We start from the raw sequence: 16,699 nt of genomic DNA on the forward strand, positions 1-16,699 counted from the left end.
ACCCTTCATGACGCACCCCCGCCCATCCGACGTTTACGGGCGCATGAGGATCTTTATCGCACCGTCCTCCTTGCGCTGGAACATCTCATAGGCGCGGGGTGCCTCCTCCAGCGGCATGCGGTGGGTGGCGAACCCGTCGACGCCCAGCGGGTCGTCGTCCGTCAGCAGCGGGAGGATGTCGTCGGCCCAGCGCCGTACGTTCGCCTGGCCCATCCGCAGCTGGATCTGCTTGTCGAACATGGTCATCAGCGGCAGCGGATCGGCCATGCCGCCATACAGCCCGCTGAGGGAGATCGTGCCACCGCGCCGGACCAGCGCGATGGCCAGCCGCAGCGCCGCCAGCCGGTCGACCCCGGCCTTCTCCGTGAGCTTGGCGGCCCACTCCCGGGGGAGGAAGCCCGTGGCCCGCTGGGCGGTCCGGCCCAGCGGGCTGCCATGGGCCTCCGTTCCCACCGCGTCGATGACCGCGTCCGGTCCACGGCCGCCGGTGGTCGAGCGAATCGCGTCGACCAGGTCCTCCTGCTGGGAGAAGTCGTTCAGGTCGTAGACCTCGACGCCGTCGGCGCGCGCCCGGCGCAGCCGTTCGGGGACGAGGTCCACGCCGATGATCCGGTCGGCCGCTCCCCGGACCTTCGCGACCCGGCAGGACATGATCCCGACGGGGCCCAGCCCGAGGACCGCGAGCGTGCCACCGCGCGGCACCGCCGCGTACTCGACCGCCTGCCATGCCGTGGGCAGCACATCGGACAGATAGACATAGCGGTCGTCCTGAACGCCTTCGGGCACCTTGATCGGGCCGTACTGGGCCTGCGGCACCCGCAGATACTCCGCCTGGGCACCGGCCACCGCGCCGTAGAGCGTGGTGTAGCCGAAGAGCTCCGCCCCCGTGCCGTGCTCGATGACCTGGGTGGTCTCGCACTGCGTCGGCAGACCCGAACGGCACATCCAGCAGTGTCCACAGGCGATCTGGAACGGAACCACCACGCGATCGCCGGGACTGAGGCGCGTCACCTCAGGACCGGTCTCCTCCACGATGCCCATCGGCTCGTGGCCGAGGATGTGCCCCGGGGTCATGAAGGGCGTGAGCACCTCGTACAGATGCAGATCGGAACCGCACAGACCCGTGGTGGTGATCCGGACGATCGCGTCCGTCGGCTCCTTGATGATGGGGTCGGGCACCGTCTCCACCCGCACATCATGTCGGCCCTGCCAGGTCACCGCTCGCATCGCCGCATCCCTTCGCCGTAGTCGTCGGCATGGTCTTCCGCGAACCGTTCCGGGTACCCCGGCGGATACGGCCGAACCGCCGGCGGGACCATGGGCCGCGCCGCCGGTTCACCAGGTCCACGAGCCGGGATGTCGCCTCGGCGACCACGGCCGGTTCGGCGCCCGGGGCGCCCAGCACGGCCAGGCACGTGCCGTCCGCCAGGGCCGCGACGAAGAGGGTGCCCGCCGCCATCTCGATCATCGTCCGCCGGGATGAGCCACCGCGCCCCCGCCGCCCCGCGTTCGCGGCTATGCCATGGAATCCGGAGGCGACGGCCGCCAGGTGCTCGGCCTCCTGGCGGGAGAGCCCACCGGACGCGCTGACGGTCGCCCCGTCCCGGGAGAGCACCACGGCATGGCGTACGCCTCCGGTCCCGGCCACCAGATCGCCCAGGACCCGGTCGAGATCGGCCATGGAGCGTGCGGCGCTGCTGCGGGGCTTGGTCATGGGCGGTCTCCCTCGGTCGGGATGCGCCGCGCCGTGCGGCGCTCCAGGTATCCCCCTGGCCAGGGACGCTAGCCCTGGCGGAGGCACGTATTCGGGGCGCATTACGGAACCTGTTGAAAAATGACAGAGTCAGATGCCAGAGCGATCGATCGGCGTTCGAATCTGCCCTCGATGCGACGGGCGTAGGCTGCTTGCTCATCGCATCGCCTCACCGTCGTACCCAAGGTGTCCCGAGGAGTTCCCGTGCCCCATGAGCCCTCCCGCGGAAACAGCGCGGCCGATGTGAGGGACTTCTTCACCCCACGGGCGGCCGACTGGGACAGCCGCTTTCCGGACGACGGCCCCGCCTACGCCGCCGCCGTAGCCGACCTCGGGCCGCGCCCCGGGGGCGCGGTACTCGACGCGGGGTGCGGAACGGGGCGCGCGCTGCCCGCGCTGCGTGCGGCGGTCGGCCCCGAGGGGACCGTCCTCGGCGTGGATCTCACACCGGCGATGCTGGACGCCGCCGTACGCGAGGGCCGGGACGGCTTCGCGGGCCTCGCCCTCGCCGATGTGGCGCGGCTGCCGCTGCGCGACAACTGCCTCGACGCGGTGTTCGCCGCCGGGCTGATCTCCCATCTGTCGGATCCCGGCGCGAACCTGCGCGAACTGGCCCGGGTGGTACGCCCCGGCGGTCGGCTCGCGCTGTTCCACCCGGTGGGGCGGGCCGCTCTCGCCGCGCGCCACGGCCGCGCCCTCACCCCTGACGACCTGCGGGCGGAGTCCCGACTACGGCCGTTGCTCGCGGGCGCGGGCTGGCGTCTGGAGTCGTACGCCGACGAGGACACGCGCTTCCTGGCGCTGGCGGTCCGCGAAACCGATCAGGCGGGCGGAAGGGCCGATCGGAGCTGATCGTTCGACATCACGTTGTGCCCCACTCCGGGCACGGTACGGACCCTCGCCACGGCCGCCGTCAGCTCCTCGTGGCCGGCGAGCTCCTCGACACCGACAATGCATCGGCGAGTTGCGCGAACGCGTCGCCGCGCTGACCGGACATGTGAAACCCGTGGCCGAGAGCACCCTCCACCCGGCGATCAAGCGGCTGGAGAAGGCCGGTCCGCCGGACCCAGCCGGGCACGCACGGGGGCCGCTCCCCGGCACGTCCTCACGCTGACCGTCGAGGGCGCGCGGAGCTGCTGGAACGCAGGATGGCCTTCCCGCCGCAGCCGTCCAGCTTTTTCTCCGAGGGCGACCGCCCGCTGCGGGCCGAGGAGGTGGAGGACCCCTTCCGCCGCGGCATCCTCACCATCGCCCGAGCCACCAGCCGGGCCGAACTGCCCTGGCCGCTCCGCACACCGGACACGCTCCGGGCGGCGAACGACGACTGAGGAGCGACCGCCGCCCGATGTCTCGACTCCATGGCTACCGGGTGGTTAAGGTGCGCGACGACGGATCGCTCTTCGGATCCACATGCGCAAGAGGAGGCTGTCGTGCCCGCCACGGAGGAGTCAGGCGACGAGGCACTGTATGTGCTGACCGCGGTGCTGCTGACACCCGCTCAGTTCCCGAGCGTGCTCGGCGACGACTATCCCGAGGCATGTACCGCGCTCGGGCTGGAGCCGTACGAGACCGGCTACGGCCTGGTGCTGGGCCAGGACGGCGGCGGCGCCCGCTGGACGGTGGTCACCGACGATGTGTCGCTCGTGGCCACCGCCATCGCGACCTGGGACTGCGGCATGGAGTACGCCCTGGCCATCGACGACCGTACGGTGATCGCCTCCCTTCCCGGCTGGCCGCTCGCGGTGGCCGTGGCCGCCCCGGGCATACCGGCTCCCCATGACCCCGCTCCCGACCCCGAGCTGGGGGAGGACATCTCCCGGGCGCCGCTGTCGCCGCCGAACTCCGAGCGGTGGGGTCCGGCGCAGCGGCGGCTGGGCGCCGATGAGATCGCGCTCCAGTGGGCGATCTGGCGTGAGCAGGTCGACAGCGAGGTGACGTTCGTGGCTCCGGGCGAGAAGCCGCACGGGGGCGTGCGGCGGGTGCTCGAAGAGGTGCGCGGCTATCTGGACTCGCCCCCTCCGCTGGGGCGGATCCGCTCGGCGTTCGCCTCCGGTGACGCGCGGACGCTCCGGGCCGACGGACCGGGCTGGAGCATGGTGGCCCGGACCGATGACATCGCGTTCGTGCTGCTGGACGACGCGCCGGGCGAGGTGCTGCCGGTCGGTCGCGGCCCCGAGCTGCCGGACCTGCTGATGGCCCTGGACAAACTGGCCGTGCGCCCCCTCTGAGACGCCGGACCCGGGCGCCCTCCCGCCGTCCGGGCCGGTCAGGGCGGCGGGACGGCAGGGACGAGCGCAAGGCCCGCTCCCGCCGGTCTCCGAGCGCATGGCGCGCCGCCCATGCGGTCGCCACGGCCCTCTCCGTCCGGCCCCCCGGACGCCGCCCCGGGCCTCAGGGGCATGACTCCTCCCCCAAGCCGGCCGGGCCCCGAACGGGGTCGCGAGCGGTCCGCGATCGGTACTGCACGGTCACTCCCGGGTGCGTGCCGCCCGTGGCCCCGAGCCCGGCCGGCCGCCTCCTGCGGCTGCCGTGCTCGACGCAGGCCGCTTCAGCGCCCCAGCTGCTTACGGGAGACCCTGCGCAGCTTGCGGCGCTGAGAGGGGTCCAGCAGCAGATAGGCCGCCGCCGGCACTCCCACCATCACCAGCACCGCCGCCCAGAAGGGCAGCAACCACAGCAGGATCACACCCGCCACCACACCACCGGTGGCGACCTTCGCGCGTGTGGACATATCACCCGCCTCCTTCACGGCCCAGAGCCGCACTCACTTCACACAACGGACACCGACGGCACCCGGTTCCTCCTCCCGCCGTCATCCTGTACCCTCGGGCGGCCCGGCCTTGACTAGTCAAATTTGAGGAACGCTCAGCGCTGTGACACCACCCTCCGCGGCAACACCCTCCGACATCGCCGAACTCTGCCGCTGTACCGCGGTCTTCCTTCCCGGCGACCCGGCACGCACCGGCCGCATCGCCTTCTGGCGGCCGGACGGCGGGCCCCCTTCCGGCCCCGCCACCGGCTCCGTCGAGGAGCTGACGGTCGTCGTCCCGGTGGACGATCCCGACGGCGGCCCCGCCCCCGCCGACATCGACACACGTACCGTACGAGCGCTCGTGCTCCCCCTGGCCGAGGCGCTGCCGGTGCTCACCCGGGCCCGGGCGCGGGCCGCACAGGCAGGGCCCGGGCAGTGCGACCCCGCCACGGCCTTCTGGGGCGCCGCCGCCGTACTCGCCCTCCAACTCGCGGCCCGCGGAAGGCTGCTGCCCGGGCTCACCGCCACCGACCACGACGCCTGGCGCGTCGGCCCGCTCACCCCCGACGATCTGACGCGGGTGCGCGAGCTGGCCGCCGCCATGCCGCCCACCGCGCACGCGACCCCGATGCCCGCCTCCGGCCCGGTGCTGCTGCCCGAGCCCGAGCGGCAGCTGCGCGCGTTCCTGGACGCCGTGGCGGACGGGCTGCCGCGCTCGCCCGCCGCGGCGCTGGCCGCGGGCGGCCCCGCCTTCGCCGCCCCCGCGCCACGGCGGCTGCCAGAACAGCGCGCCTGGGCCGCCGACGTGGCCGCCGGGCACGACGCGGGGGTGCGGCTCTCGGTCCGTATCGAGCTGCTGTACGGCGGCGGTGGGGACGGTAAGGCGGACGGGCCGAGCTTCCGTGCCGTACTCCAGCTGCACAGCCTCACCGACCCGGCGCTGGTCGCGGACGCCGCCGACGTCTGGGCGGGCACCTCGCCCATCGCCCCGGCCCTCGGACCGCGCGCCCGTATGGACGCGCTGCTGACCCTGCGGCGCGCGGTCCGCGCCTGGGCGCCGCTCGCCCCGCTGCTGTCGGCCGCCGTGCCCGACGCCCTCGACCTCACCGACGAGGAGGTGGCCGAGCTGCTCGGCCCGGCGGCCGGGGCGCTGGACGCCGCCGGGGTCCAGGTGCACTGGCCCAGGGAGCTGGCCCGCGGGCTCACCGCCCGCGCCGTCATCGGCCCGGACGACGACGAGGCCCAGGACGACACCGGGCCCCGGTTCCCCGCCTTTCTCTCCGCCGACGCGCTGCTGCGCTTCAGCTGGCGGTTCGCCGTGGGCGACCAGGAGCTCACCCGCGCCGAGCTCGACCGGCTCGCCGAGGCCAGCCGGCCGGTGGTGCGGCTGCGCGACCAATGGGTCCTCCTCGACCCCGAGGCGGCGCGCCGCGCCCGGGAGCGTCATGACCGCAAGCTCACTCCTGCCGCCGCCCTCGGTGCCATCCTTACCGGTCGCACGGAGGCGGATGGCACCGATGTGGAGGTGCGGCCCACCGGCTGGCTGGAGGCCCTGCGGGACCAGCTCGCCGACCCCGAGGGGACCGGTGGCGCCGGGCGGCCGCCCGTGCCCCAGCCCGCCGCTCTGGCCGCCACACTGCGCGACTACCAGCTGCGCGGCCTGGACTGGCTGGTCCGTATGACCTCGATCGGCCTCGGCGGCTGTCTCGCCGACGACATGGGGCTCGGCAAGACCATCACCCTGATCGCCCTCCATCTGCACCGTATGGACGTCCCCGAAGCCTCCGGGCCCACGCTGGTGGTCTGCCCCACCTCCCTGATGGGCAATTGGCGGCGTGAGATCGAGCGGTTCGCGCCGGGCACCCCGGTGCGCCGCTACCACGGCACCGCGCGCAGCCTGGACGGCCTCGCGGACGGCGAGTTCGTCCTCACCACCTACGGCACGATGCGGCTCGACGCACAGCGGCTGGCCGAGGCCGGGCCGTGGGGCATGGTGGTCGCGGACGAGGCGCAGCATGTGAAGAACCCGTTCTCGGCGACGGCGAGGCAGCTGCGCACCATCGGTGCGAAGGCCCGCGTGGCGCTCTCCGGGACCCCCATCGAGAACAACCTCTCCGAGCTGTGGGCGATCCTCGACTGGACCACTCCGGGAGTGCTGGGCACCCATGGGGCGTTCCGCACGCGCTACGCCCAGGCGGTGGAGAGCGGAAGCGACCCCGATGCCGCCGCGCGGCTGGCGAAACTGGTCCGCCCCTTCCTGCTCCGGCGCCGCAAGTCCGACCCCGGAATCGCCCCCGAGCTGCCGCCGAAGACCGAGACGGACCGGGCGGTGGTGCTCACCAAGGAGCAGGCCGGGCTCTACGAGGCGGTGGTGCGCGAGATCCTCGCCGAGATCTCGGGCACCGGCGGTCTCGCCCGGCGCGGGCTCATCGTCAAGCTCCTCACCGGTCTGAAGCAGATCTGCAACCACCCGGCGCAGTACCTGAAGGAGGACCGGCCGGTGATCCCCGGGCGCTCCGGCAAGCTGGAGCTGCTCGACGAGCTGCTGGACACCATCCTGGCCGAGGGCGCCGCCGTCCTGGTCTTCACGCAGTACGTCCGGATGGCGCGCATCCTCGAGGGCCATCTGGCCGCGCGCGGGGTGCCGGCCCAACTGCTGCACGGCGGTACGCCGGTGGCGCGGCGCGAGGAGATGGTGCGGCGCTTCCAGGACGGCGAGGTCCCGGTGTTCCTGCTGTCCCTGAAGGCGGCGGGTACAGGGCTCAACCTCACCCGGGCCGGGCATGTCGTGCACTACGACCGCTGGTGGAACCCGGCCGTCGAGGCGCAGGCCACCGACCGCGCGTACCGCATCGGCCAGACCCAGCCGGTGCAGGTCCATCGCATCATCGCGGAGGGGACCGTGGAGGACCGTATCGCCGCGATGCTGACGCGCAAGCGGGAGCTGGCGGACGCCGTGCTCGGCTCCGGCGAGGGCGCGCTGACCGAACTGACCGATGCCGAACTGGCGGAGCTCGTGGAGCTGAGGGGGAGCGAACGATGAGCCGTGCCGAGTACGTCGACCACGAACCGTACGGGGACGACGCCCCCGGAGACCCCGGCTCCGACGACGGCCGCACCGCCGACCGGGCCGCCGGCGACGGCGCGCGTCCCGAGCGCACCTTCGCCGCCCTGCCGCCCGCCCGCGGCCGCGGCTTCGCCCACACCTGGTGGGGCCAGGAGTGGCTGAAGGCCCTGGAGGACACGGCGCTGGACGGGGAGCAGCTGAGGCGCGGCCGTAAGCAGGCGCGCGAGGGAGCGGTGGGCGCGGTGTGCGTACGTCCGGGCCGGATCACCGCCGTGGTGCGGGACCGCGACCGCACGCCCTACCGGTCCGATGTGCTGCTGCGCGAGTTCACCGGGGCGGAGTGGGAGCGGCTGCTGGAGGTCGTCGTGGACCGCTCCGGCCATATCGCCGCCCTTCTGGACCGCGACATGCCCCCGCAGCTCGCCGAGGACGCCGCAGCCGTGGGCGTCGAACTGCTGCCGGGGATCGGCGATCTGGAGCCGGAGTGCGGCTGTGAGGCGTGGGACCACTGCACGCACACCGCCGCGCTCTGCTACCAGCTCGCCCGGCTGCTGGACGAGGACCCGTATGTGCTCCTCCTGATGCGTGGCCGCGGGGAGCGGGAGCTGCTGGACGAGCTCCAGGTGCGCAGCGCGGCGCGGGCCGCCCGGCACCTCCCGAGAACGGTGGAGGACGCCGCTCCCCCGGTTCCCGAGGGCGTACCGGCGCGGGAGGCGTTCGCCGCGCCCGGTCCGCCGCCGCTGCCCGCGCCCCCGCCCGCCGTCGCCGCGCCCGGCCGTCCCCCGGCGCTGGCGGGCAGCACGGACCCGGCCGAGGGGCTGGACGTCGCCGCGCTGGAGTTCCTGGCGGCGGACGCCGCCGTACGCGCCCAGCGACTGCTGGCCGAGGCGCTCGCGCCAGGCCACGCCACCACCCCGGTCCCGGCCGCGCTGACGGTGTGGGAGGACACGGTGCGGCTGACCGCCGCCGGTCCCCCGGCCCCGATCGCCTCGCGGCTCGCGGCGGGCTGCGGGCGCGACCGCACCGATCTGGCGCGCGCCGTCCGGGCCTGGGAGCACGGCGGGGCCGCCGCGCTCACCGTCCTGGAGGACGAGTGGACGCCGGACACGGAGGCCCTCGCGCGGGCCCGCGCCCAGCTCGTGGCCGCCTGGGAGGAGGACGAACAGGCGCCCCGGCTGCGCGCCACCGGGAACCGCTGGACGGTGGTGGGCACCGATCTCCAGGTGCGCTACGGCCGCGACGGCCGCTGGTGGCCGTACCGCAGGGAACGTGGCCGCTGGTGGCCGGCGGGCCCGGCCGGACACGACCCGGCGGGGGCGCTGGCGATGCCCGGCCCGGAGAGCTGACGCGGCGCACGGCCGGTGGCGGCGTCCCCTCTGCCACCGGCCACGGGCGAGGAGGAACGACCCGGCGCCGCCCGTAGGAAGCGGGCCCAGCCGTAAGGAGCGGGCCCAGCCGTAAGGTCAACGCGGGATCGCCGTGAGGACAGCGAAGGACCGCCGTAAGGACAGCGCGGGACCGCCGTAAGGACAGCGCGGGACCGCCGTAAGGGCAACGCAGGACCGCCGTGAGGACGGCGCAGGGCCGCCGTGCGCGGGACCGCCGTGAGGACAGCGAAGGACCGCCGTGAGGACAATGCAGGGCCGCCGTAAGGACAACGCGGGACCGCCCGTGAGGGAGGAGCGGGGTCAGGGCCGCGGGTTCGCCTCGGCCGTACCTCTTCCGGCCTCTCACGCGGCGGCGACGGCGGACGAGCCGGGAGATCCAGCTTCGGTGAAGGCCGCCGGGCGGCAACCTTTGACCCAGCCGTGGAGACCGTAAGGCGTCAATCGCTCGGCACGCCTCCACGGGACGGAGTCACCGACCATGACCCTCAGCCCACGTCGCCCCCGGCGGCGCCCCGCTCCGCTCATCGGCTCCCTGGCCCTGGCCACCGGTGTCGGGCTCGCCGCCGCCCCGGCCGCCGACTGGCCCGGCGACGGAGGCCGGGCCCATGCCGCCACGCCCACGGCCGCGGCGGCCACCCTCGTGGTGGCCAAGGACGGCAGCGGGAACTACACCACCGTGCAGGCGGCCGTCGACGCGGTACCGGCGAACAACCCGTCCACCGTCACCATCTCCATCAAGCCCGGCACCTACCGCGAGACGGTGAAGGTCCCCGCCGACAAGCCGCATATCCGGCTGGCGGGCACCACGAGCGGCAAGAACGACGTGACCATCGTCTACAACAACGCCTCCGGCACCCCCAAGCCGGGCGGCGGCACCTACGGCACCAGCGGCAGCGCGACCGTGGCCGTCGAGGCCGATGACTTCCAGGCCCGCAACCTGCAATTCGTGAACGACTTCAACGAGGCCGACAGCGGCATCACCGACAAGCAGGCGGTCGCGCTGCACACCGCGGGCGACCGGATCGTCCTGGACAACATCGGGGCGGTCGGGGACCAGGACACCCTGCTGCTCGACTCGGCGGGCAAGGACAAGGTCGGCCGGGTATACATCAACAACGCCTGGATCCAGGGGAACGTCGACTTCATCTTCGGCCGTGCCTCCGCCGTCATCGACAAGTCGGCGATCCGGCTCGTCAAGCGCTACGACGGCAGTTCCGGCAGCTATGTCGCGGCGCCCTCCACGGCCGCCGGGAAGAAGGGGTTCCTGTTCATCAACAGCAACATCACCGGGGATGTCAGCAGCCGGTCGTGCTACCTCGGCCGTCCCTGGCACGCGGGCGGCGACGCCAGCCTCGATCCGCAGGCGATCGTTCGCAATACGGATCTGTCAGCGGCGATCAAGACCACGCCATGGACGGACATGAGCGGTTTCTCCTGGAAGGATGACCGCTTCGCGGAGTACAAGAACACCGGCGCCGGTTCCGGTGCGGCGAGCACCGACCGGCCGCAGCTGACCGACGCCCAGGCCGCGGACTACGAGATCGCCGACTGGCTCGGTGGCTGGCAGCCGTCGTCCTGAGCGGCCAGGAGCCGGAGCCTTGATGAGCCGGGGGCTGAAGCCCTGGGCGGCCGGAGCCGGAGTCCTGACCTCCCGGGAGCCGGAGCCCCGGGCGGCCGGGACCCGGAGTCCGGAGCCGCTGAGCCCCGGCCGTCGGCCCCGTCGGGGGGCGGGACCGACGGCCGGACTTCGGTCAGCCGCGCGCGGCGAGCAGATGGTCCATGGCGAGCTGGTCGAGGCGCTCGAAGGCCATACCGCGCTCCGCGGCCGCCTCGACGTCGAAGTCCTCGAAGGCGGTGCGGTCCGCGAGCAGCGCCGCCGGGGTCTCGCCCTCGTCGAGGGTCGGCCGACCCAGCTGGTCCAGGCGCGAGGCGCGCAGCGCCTCCTGGACCTCGGGGTCGGCGCGGAAGGCGGCCGCGCGCTCCTTGAGGATGAGGTAGTTGCGCATGCAGCCCGCCGCCGAGGCCCAGACGCCCGAGATGTCCTCGGTGCGCGGGGGCTTGAAGTCGAAGTGGCGCGGACCCTCGTAGCCACCGGTCTCCAGCAGGTCGACCAGCCAGAAGGCGGCCCGTAGATCGCCGGCGCCGAACCGCAGGTCCTGGTCGTACTTGATGCCGTTCTGGCCGTTGAGGTCGATATGGAAGAGCTTGCCCGCCCACAGCGCCTGCGCGATGCCGTGCGGGAAGTTCAGCCCGGCCATCTGCTCGTGGCCGACCTCCGGGTTGACCCCATACAGCTCGGGCCGCTCCAGCCGCTCGATGAAGGCCAGGGCGTGGCCGACGGTCGGCAGCAGGATGTCGCCGCGCGGCTCGTTGGGCTTGGGCTCGATGGCGAAGCGCAGATCGTAGCCCTGCTCGGTGACATAGGCGCCGAGCAGGTCGAACGCCTCCTTCATCCGGTCGAGCGCGGCGCGCACGTCCTTGGCGCCGCCGGACTCCGCGCCCTCGCGGCCGCCCCAGGCCACATAGGTCTGGGCGCCCAGCTCGGCGGCGAGGTCGATGTTGCGCATGGTCTTGCGCAGCGCGTAGCGGCGCACATCGCGGTCGTTGGCGGTGAAGCCGCCGTCCTTGAAGACCGGATGGGTGAAGAGGTTGGTGGTGGCCATGGGCACGCGCATACCGGTGGCGTCCAGGGCCTGGCGGAAGCGCTTGATATGCGATTCGCGCTCGGTCTCGGAGGCCCCGAAGGGGATGAGGTCATCGTCGTGGAAGGTGACGCCGTGCGCGCCGAGCTCGGCGAGCCGGGTCACGGACTCCACGGGGTCGAGCGCGGGGCGGGTGGCGTCCCCGAACGGGTCCCGGCCCTGCCAGCCGACGGTCCACAGTCCGAAGGTGAACCTGTCCTCGGGGGTGGGGTTGTAGCTCATGGCGGCTCCTCGCCTATTTCGTCATGGCACTTTACAAATTAGTATGCGCGAGCATTCGGGGGAAGCCCTGTTTCACCCGCACACCGCACGACCCATGGACGCAAGGGAGAGCGCGAGATGGCAGCAGCAGCCGTACCCGTGCCACAAGGACCACTCGTCGTCGGCGTGGACAGCTCCACGCAATCGACCAAGGCGCTCGTCGTCGACTCCGCGACCGGCGAGGTCGTCGCCCGCGGGCAGGCCCCGCACACCGTCGGCGGCGGCAGCGACGGCACCGGTAAGGAGTCCGTCCCCGAGCAGTGGTGGGAGGCGCTGACCGAGGCGCTGCGCCAATGCGGGACCCCGGCCCGGGAGGCGGCCGCGATCTCCGTGGGCGGCCAGCAGCACGGCCTGGTCACCCTGGACGCCGCGGGCCGCTCGGTGCGGCCCGCCCTGCTGTGGAACGATGTGCGCTCCGCGCCGCAGCGCGACCGGCTCATCGAGGAGCTGGGCGGCCCGAAGGCATGGGCGGAGCGAGTGGGCAGCGTGCCCGCGCCCGCCTTCACCGTCACCAAATGGGCCTGGCTCATGGAGAACGAGCCTGAGGCGGCCCGGGCCACCGCGGCCGTCCGGCTCCCCCACGACTACCTCACCGAGCGGCTCACCGGCTACGGCACCACCGACCGCGGCGACGCCTCGGGCACCGGCTGGTGGGCCTCGGGCACCGAGTCCTACGACGAGGAGATCCTGGACCGGGTCGGGCTCTCCCCCGAGCTGCTGCCGCGTGTGCTGCGCCACGGCGAGGCCGCCGGGACCGTACGGGAGCTGCCCGACCTGCCGCTGCCCACCGGCGCCCTGGTGGCCACCGGCACGGGCGACAACATGGCGGCCGCCCTGGGGCTCGGCCTGCGCCCGGGGCAGCCGGTGCTCAGCCTGGGCACCTCCGGCACCGTCTACGCGGTCTCGGCCCACCGGCCCACCGACCCCACCGGGGTGGTCGCGGGGTTCGCCGACACGCGCGACGCCTGGCTGCCGCTGGCGTGCACCCTCAACTGCACGCTCGCGGTCGACCGGATCGCGACGCTGCTGGGCCGCGACCGCGAGGCGGTGGAGCCGGGCGGCTCGGCCGTGCTGCTGCCGTTCCTGGACGGCGAGCGCACCCCCCATCTGCCGCACGCCTCGGGGCTGCTGCACGGTCTGCGCCACGACACCACCCCGGGGCAGGTGCTCCAGGCCGCCTACGACGGCGCCGTCTTCGCCCTGCTCACCGCGCTGGACCAGGTACTGGACGCGGACGCGGCGCCCGACGCCCCGCTGCTGCTCATCGGCGGCGGCGCCAAGGGCACGGCGTGGCGGGAGACGGTCCGGCGGCTGAGCGGACGCCCGGTGCGGGTGCCCCGGGCCGAGGAACTGGTCGCCCTCGGCGCCGCCGCGCAGGCCGCGGGACTGGCGCTGGGCGAGGACCCGGCGGCGGTGGCACGGCGCTGGTCGACCGCCGAAGGGCCGTCCTACGGTCCGGTGTCCCGCGACGAGGCGGCGCTGGAGCGGCTCTCCCAGGTGCTGGCGAGCGCGGACGGCCTGCTCCGCCACTCCTGAGCGCCGTACGGCGGCGGCCGGGCGCATCCGTGTCGTACCGGCCGCACCGATGTCGTACCAGCCGCCCGGTGTCGTACCGGCCCGGCACAATGAGCGGATCGGCCGATCGGACGAGAGGCGGCGAATTCAGGTGGCAGCGCCACTGCCCAACACCCAGCAGGCGATGCGACGGCGCAATCTCTCCCTCGTGCTGCACGCCGTGGCCGCCCACGGCCCGCTGTCCCGTGCGTCGGTGGCGGCCCGGGTGGGGCTCACCCGGGCCGCCGTCTCCACACTCGTCGACGAGCTGATCCGGGACGGGCTGCTGGTCGAGCTGGGCCCCTCCCGGCCCGGCACGGTCGGCCGCCCCGGCAGCGCCTTGCAGCTCAACGAGCACGGTCCGGCCGGGCTGGGCGCGGAGATCGGGGTGGACCATCTCGCGGTGTGCGCGGTGGACCTCGCCGGGCGGGTGCGGGCCCGTACGGAGGCCGCGTCGGCGAACCGTGACTGTGCGCCGGCCCCGGTGCTCACCCAGCTCTCCGCCCTGGTCCGGCAGGTCGCGGCGGAGGCGGAGCTGGGCGGGCTGCGGCCGGTGGGGCTCGCGGTGGCGGTGCCTGGTCTGGTGGCACGGGACTCGTCGCTGGTCGTGCGCGCCCCCAACCTGGGCTGGGAGGGGGTGGACATCGGCCCCGAGCTGCGCGCGGCGCTGCCCGGTCTGCCGGTGACCGTCGACAACGAGGCGAATCTGGGCGCGCTCGCCGAGCTGTGGCGGGGCGGCCATGACCCGGCGCCCCAGGACTTCATGCATGTCTCGGCCGAGATCGGCATCGGCGCCGCGGTCGTGCTCGACGGGCAGCTGCTGCGCGGCACCCATGGTTTCGCGGGCGAGCTGGGCCATGTGCCGGTGCGCCCAGAGGGGCCCGAGTGCGCCTGCGGCGGCCGCGGCTGTCTGGAGCAGTACGCGGGCGAGGAGGCGGTGCTGCGGGCGAGCGGGCTGTCCCCCGAGGAGGCCGCGGCCGAGCACCCGGGCCCCGGCGGCCGTATCGCCGTGCTGGCCGTGCGGGCGGCGATCGGCGATCAGCCCACGCGGCGTGCGCTGCGCGACGCGGGCGCGGCGCTCGGGATCGCCCTCGCGGGCGCGGTGAACCTCCTGGACCCGGAGAAGGTGGTGCTCGGCGGCGCGCTGACCCCGCTGGCGCCCTGGCTGCTGCCCGCCCTGGAGCGGGAGTTGGGCCGCCGGGTGGCCGACCCGGCCCGTCCGGGCAGCGGGGCGGTGACGGTCTCCCGGCTCGGCCCGGACGGTCCGCTGCTGGGCGCGGCCAACTCGGTGGTGCAGGCGGTCCTCGACGATCCGGCGGGGTTCAGGGACCCCGCCGGGGCCGGGGAGCCGCCCGGGATCAGAGGAAGCGATGCATGATGTGCAGCCCCACATAGCCCTTCGTGGGGTGGTCGAAGCCCTTGGGGACGGTGCCGATGACCTCGAAGCCGAGTGAGCGCCACAGGGCCACCGCCCGGGTGTTGCTCTCCACCACGGCGTTGAACTGCATCGCCGTGTAGCCCTCGGCGCGCGCCCACTCCAGGGCATGCTCGCCCAGGGCCCGGCCCACACCGCGCCCGCCGTGCTCGGGGGCCACCATGAAACTGGCCCCCGCGATATGCGCGGCGGGCCCCATGTGGTTGGGGTTCATCTTGGCCGAGCCGAGGACCGTGCCGTCGGGGTCGGTGGCGACGACGGTACGGCTCGGGGGCTCGAGCATCCAGATGTCGCGGGCCTGGTCCTCGCCCAGGTCGCGGGGGTAGCTGTAGGTCTCGCCTGCGGCGACGACTCGGCGCAGGAAGGCCCAGATGGCGGGCCAGTCCTCGGCGGTGGCGGTCCTGATGAGCATGCGGGCCAGCTTGGCGGTCGGGGCGGCGGCACGCCAGCGGTTTTCCCCGCGCCCCGCCGCCCCCGACCACCGCCCGATCGCCGCCCGACCACCGCCCCGCGCGGCGTCAGCGGGCCGCGCGCAGGAACGCCTCCAGCCCCGCCAGGTCGTCGGTGTTGAGGTAGTCCACGTCGGCGGCCAGGAGCTCACGCCACAGGGCGTCGCGCTCCGGTCCGGCCACGTCCGGGGTGGCCCAGAAACGCACGGTCTGCCGGGCGTCGTGTGCGGAGGCGACGAGGCGGTGCAGCGTCTCGCGCTCCGCCCGCGGTATCGGACCGGCCCCCGTCCAGGTGAAGCTCTTGGTCCAGTCGGCGCTGATGAGCGGGATGAACGAGGCCGGCACACCCGACCCCAGATCCTCCAGACGCCCGTCGTAGAAAGCATGGCGCACCTTCTCGGCCTCCATGGGGGGCCGCGCGCCGCGGTCGCCGGAGATGACGGCCGTCACCGGGCCGCGGCGCACCCGGCCGCCGACCCCGCCGTAGGCGGCGCTGAACAGGGGGCCGTAGCGGCGCAGCCGCTTGGTCAGCTCCAGGTAGGTGGGCTCCCCGGCGGTCTTGATGTCGATCAGCAGTTGCAGCGACAGGTCGTAACCGCGATAGACCCGGCCGCCGTTGGCCTTCACCCGCCGGGCCAGCGGGTCGAGGTAGAGCGACTCCAGGGTGCGGGTGGGGTCGAGATCGGTGGCGTCGTGCGCGACCAGCAACTGGCCGTCCACCAGCCAGATGTCGGCCTCGACGCTGCCGAAGCCGTGGGAGAGCGCGTCGAGGAGCGGGCGGGGGTGCTCGTAGTCGTTGTGGGCATGAGCTCTGGCCAGCGGACGCTTCGGCTTCGAGCCGTCCTTCGCGACATCCCGCGAGGCGGAGGTGTCGCCGAGCGATACGGATGTGCTGGCGAACGCGGGCGCGGCCGCGCCGCCCGCGAGAGCGGCTCCGAGGGCGACGACAAAGGCACGGCGTGTACGGCGGACCATGGGGCCTCCCGGCTCTCGTCCCGGCGTGGTGCCGGATACGCACGATGACGCTGTGAGTATCGGGCCGCCGTACGCCCAAAAGGCAGTGCTGTGCGAAGAGTTCCACGGGTGGTCCCCGGCCATTTCCTCGCCGTTCCCGAGGTGCCGGGGCGGTGGCCGCGGCGCTCGCCCACGAGGGGTGCCGGGCGGGTGCGCGGACACCGGGTGAACGGGCGGGGCCACGGCACCCGTCGGCCCCGGCGCATTCGAAGGGTTTACCCGTCCGCGGCGGTCGGCATAACCATCGCCCGGGCACTCTTTTGAGTGAATGCACCACCCAAAGTCCGCTGATAGCTTGGCAGTTGCTCGGGCGGAATTTCTCCT

The 16,699-nt window shown here is 73.8% G+C and carries 14 protein-coding genes; 8 read left to right on the forward strand and 6 right to left on the reverse strand.

The genetic code is table 11. From position 1 onward, the window contains the following. Positions 1-33 precede the first annotated feature (33 nt). Entirely contained in the window at positions 34-1,227 is a 1,194-nt protein-coding gene (locus tag AB0E24_RS17130; protein ID WP_069860720.1) for an alcohol dehydrogenase catalytic domain-containing protein, read from the reverse strand. Then, a complete protein-coding gene (locus AB0E24_RS17135) occupies positions 1,196-1,714 on the reverse strand; it encodes a roadblock/LC7 domain-containing protein (protein WP_359377832.1) in 519 nt (172 codons plus the stop codon). The genes AB0E24_RS17130 and AB0E24_RS17135 overlap by 32 nt, the downstream gene beginning before the upstream one ends. Positions 1,715-1,957: 243 nt before the next feature. Here AB0E24_RS17135 and AB0E24_RS17140 point away from each other — a divergent pair, with 243 nt between their 5' ends. The 3 genes from AB0E24_RS17140 (at position 1,958) to AB0E24_RS17150 (ending at position 3,981) form a co-directional block, all read left to right on the forward strand. Next, positions 1,958-2,605: a class I SAM-dependent methyltransferase gene (locus tag AB0E24_RS17140; RefSeq protein ID WP_359377834.1), complete on the forward strand. Its 648-nt coding sequence runs from the start codon at positions 1,958-1,960 to the stop codon at positions 2,603-2,605. A gap of 296 nt (positions 2,606-2,901) precedes the next feature. Further along, complete coding sequence (locus AB0E24_RS46000) at positions 2,902-3,081, forward strand: hypothetical protein (protein ID WP_383137612.1); 180 nt, start codon at positions 2,902-2,904, stop codon at positions 3,079-3,081. Positions 3,082-3,183: 102 nt separating this feature from the next. Next, positions 3,184-3,981, forward strand: a complete 798-nt coding sequence (locus AB0E24_RS17150; protein WP_079260182.1) for a hypothetical protein — start codon at positions 3,184-3,186, stop codon at positions 3,979-3,981. Between the two features lie 320 nt (positions 3,982-4,301). Here the strand turns inward: AB0E24_RS17150 and AB0E24_RS17155 are convergent, their stop codons facing one another. Next, positions 4,302-4,484 (reverse strand): tail-anchor membrane protein, encoded by a 183-nt coding sequence (locus AB0E24_RS17155; protein ID WP_069860718.1) that lies wholly within the window; start codon positions 4,482-4,484, stop codon positions 4,302-4,304. Positions 4,485-4,626: 142 nt separating this feature from the next. Here AB0E24_RS17155 and AB0E24_RS17160 point away from each other — a divergent pair, with 142 nt between their 5' ends. The 3 genes from AB0E24_RS17160 (at position 4,627) to AB0E24_RS17170 (ending at position 10,539) form a co-directional block, all read left to right on the forward strand. Next, on the forward strand, positions 4,627-7,548 hold the full coding sequence (locus AB0E24_RS17160; protein ID WP_359377838.1) for an SCO1167/SCO6262 family helicase: 2,922 nt from the start codon (positions 4,627-4,629) through the stop codon (positions 7,546-7,548). Then, complete coding sequence (locus AB0E24_RS17165) at positions 7,545-8,918, forward strand: SWIM zinc finger family protein (protein ID WP_359377842.1); 1,374 nt, start codon at positions 7,545-7,547, stop codon at positions 8,916-8,918. Before AB0E24_RS17160 ends, AB0E24_RS17165 begins: the two co-directional genes overlap by 4 nt. Positions 8,919-9,438: 520 nt before the next feature. Then, positions 9,439-10,539, forward strand: a complete 1,101-nt coding sequence (locus AB0E24_RS17170) for a pectinesterase family protein (RefSeq protein WP_359377844.1) — start codon at positions 9,439-9,441, stop codon at positions 10,537-10,539. 172 nt (positions 10,540-10,711) lie between these two features. Here the strand turns inward: AB0E24_RS17170 and xylA are convergent, their stop codons facing one another. Then, entirely contained in the window at positions 10,712-11,884 is a 1,173-nt protein-coding gene (gene xylA, locus AB0E24_RS17175; protein WP_069860714.1) for a xylose isomerase, read from the reverse strand. Between the two features lie 117 nt (positions 11,885-12,001). Here xylA and xylB point away from each other — a divergent pair, with 117 nt between their 5' ends. Both xylB and AB0E24_RS17185 read left to right on the forward strand, forming a co-directional pair. Next, positions 12,002-13,459, forward strand: coding sequence for a xylulokinase (xylB, locus tag AB0E24_RS17180; protein WP_359377848.1), 1,458 nt, complete (start codon positions 12,002-12,004; stop codon positions 13,457-13,459). Positions 13,460-13,589: 130 nt separating this feature from the next. Continuing rightward, entirely contained in the window at positions 13,590-14,855 is a 1,266-nt protein-coding gene (locus tag AB0E24_RS17185) for an ROK family transcriptional regulator (RefSeq protein WP_079152780.1), read from the forward strand. Here AB0E24_RS17185 and AB0E24_RS17190 read toward each other — a convergent pair. Continuing rightward, a complete protein-coding gene (locus AB0E24_RS17190) occupies positions 14,836-15,324 on the reverse strand; it encodes a GNAT family N-acetyltransferase (protein ID WP_359377851.1) in 489 nt (162 codons plus the stop codon). The two genes, AB0E24_RS17185 and AB0E24_RS17190, sit on opposite strands and share 20 nt — an antisense overlap. 106 nt (positions 15,325-15,430) lie before the next feature. Continuing rightward, positions 15,431-16,336 carry a phosphatidylinositol-specific phospholipase C/glycerophosphodiester phosphodiesterase family protein gene (locus tag AB0E24_RS17195; RefSeq protein WP_359377854.1) on the reverse strand — a complete coding sequence of 302 codons (906 nt, stop codon included), beginning with the start codon at positions 16,334-16,336 and terminating at the stop codon, positions 15,431-15,433. Positions 16,337-16,699 lie beyond the last annotated feature (363 nt).

The organism is Streptomyces malaysiensis subsp. malaysiensis (genome assembly GCF_040653035.1).
Lineage (GTDB): Bacteria > Actinomycetota > Actinomycetes > Streptomycetales > Streptomycetaceae > Streptomyces > Streptomyces malaysiensis.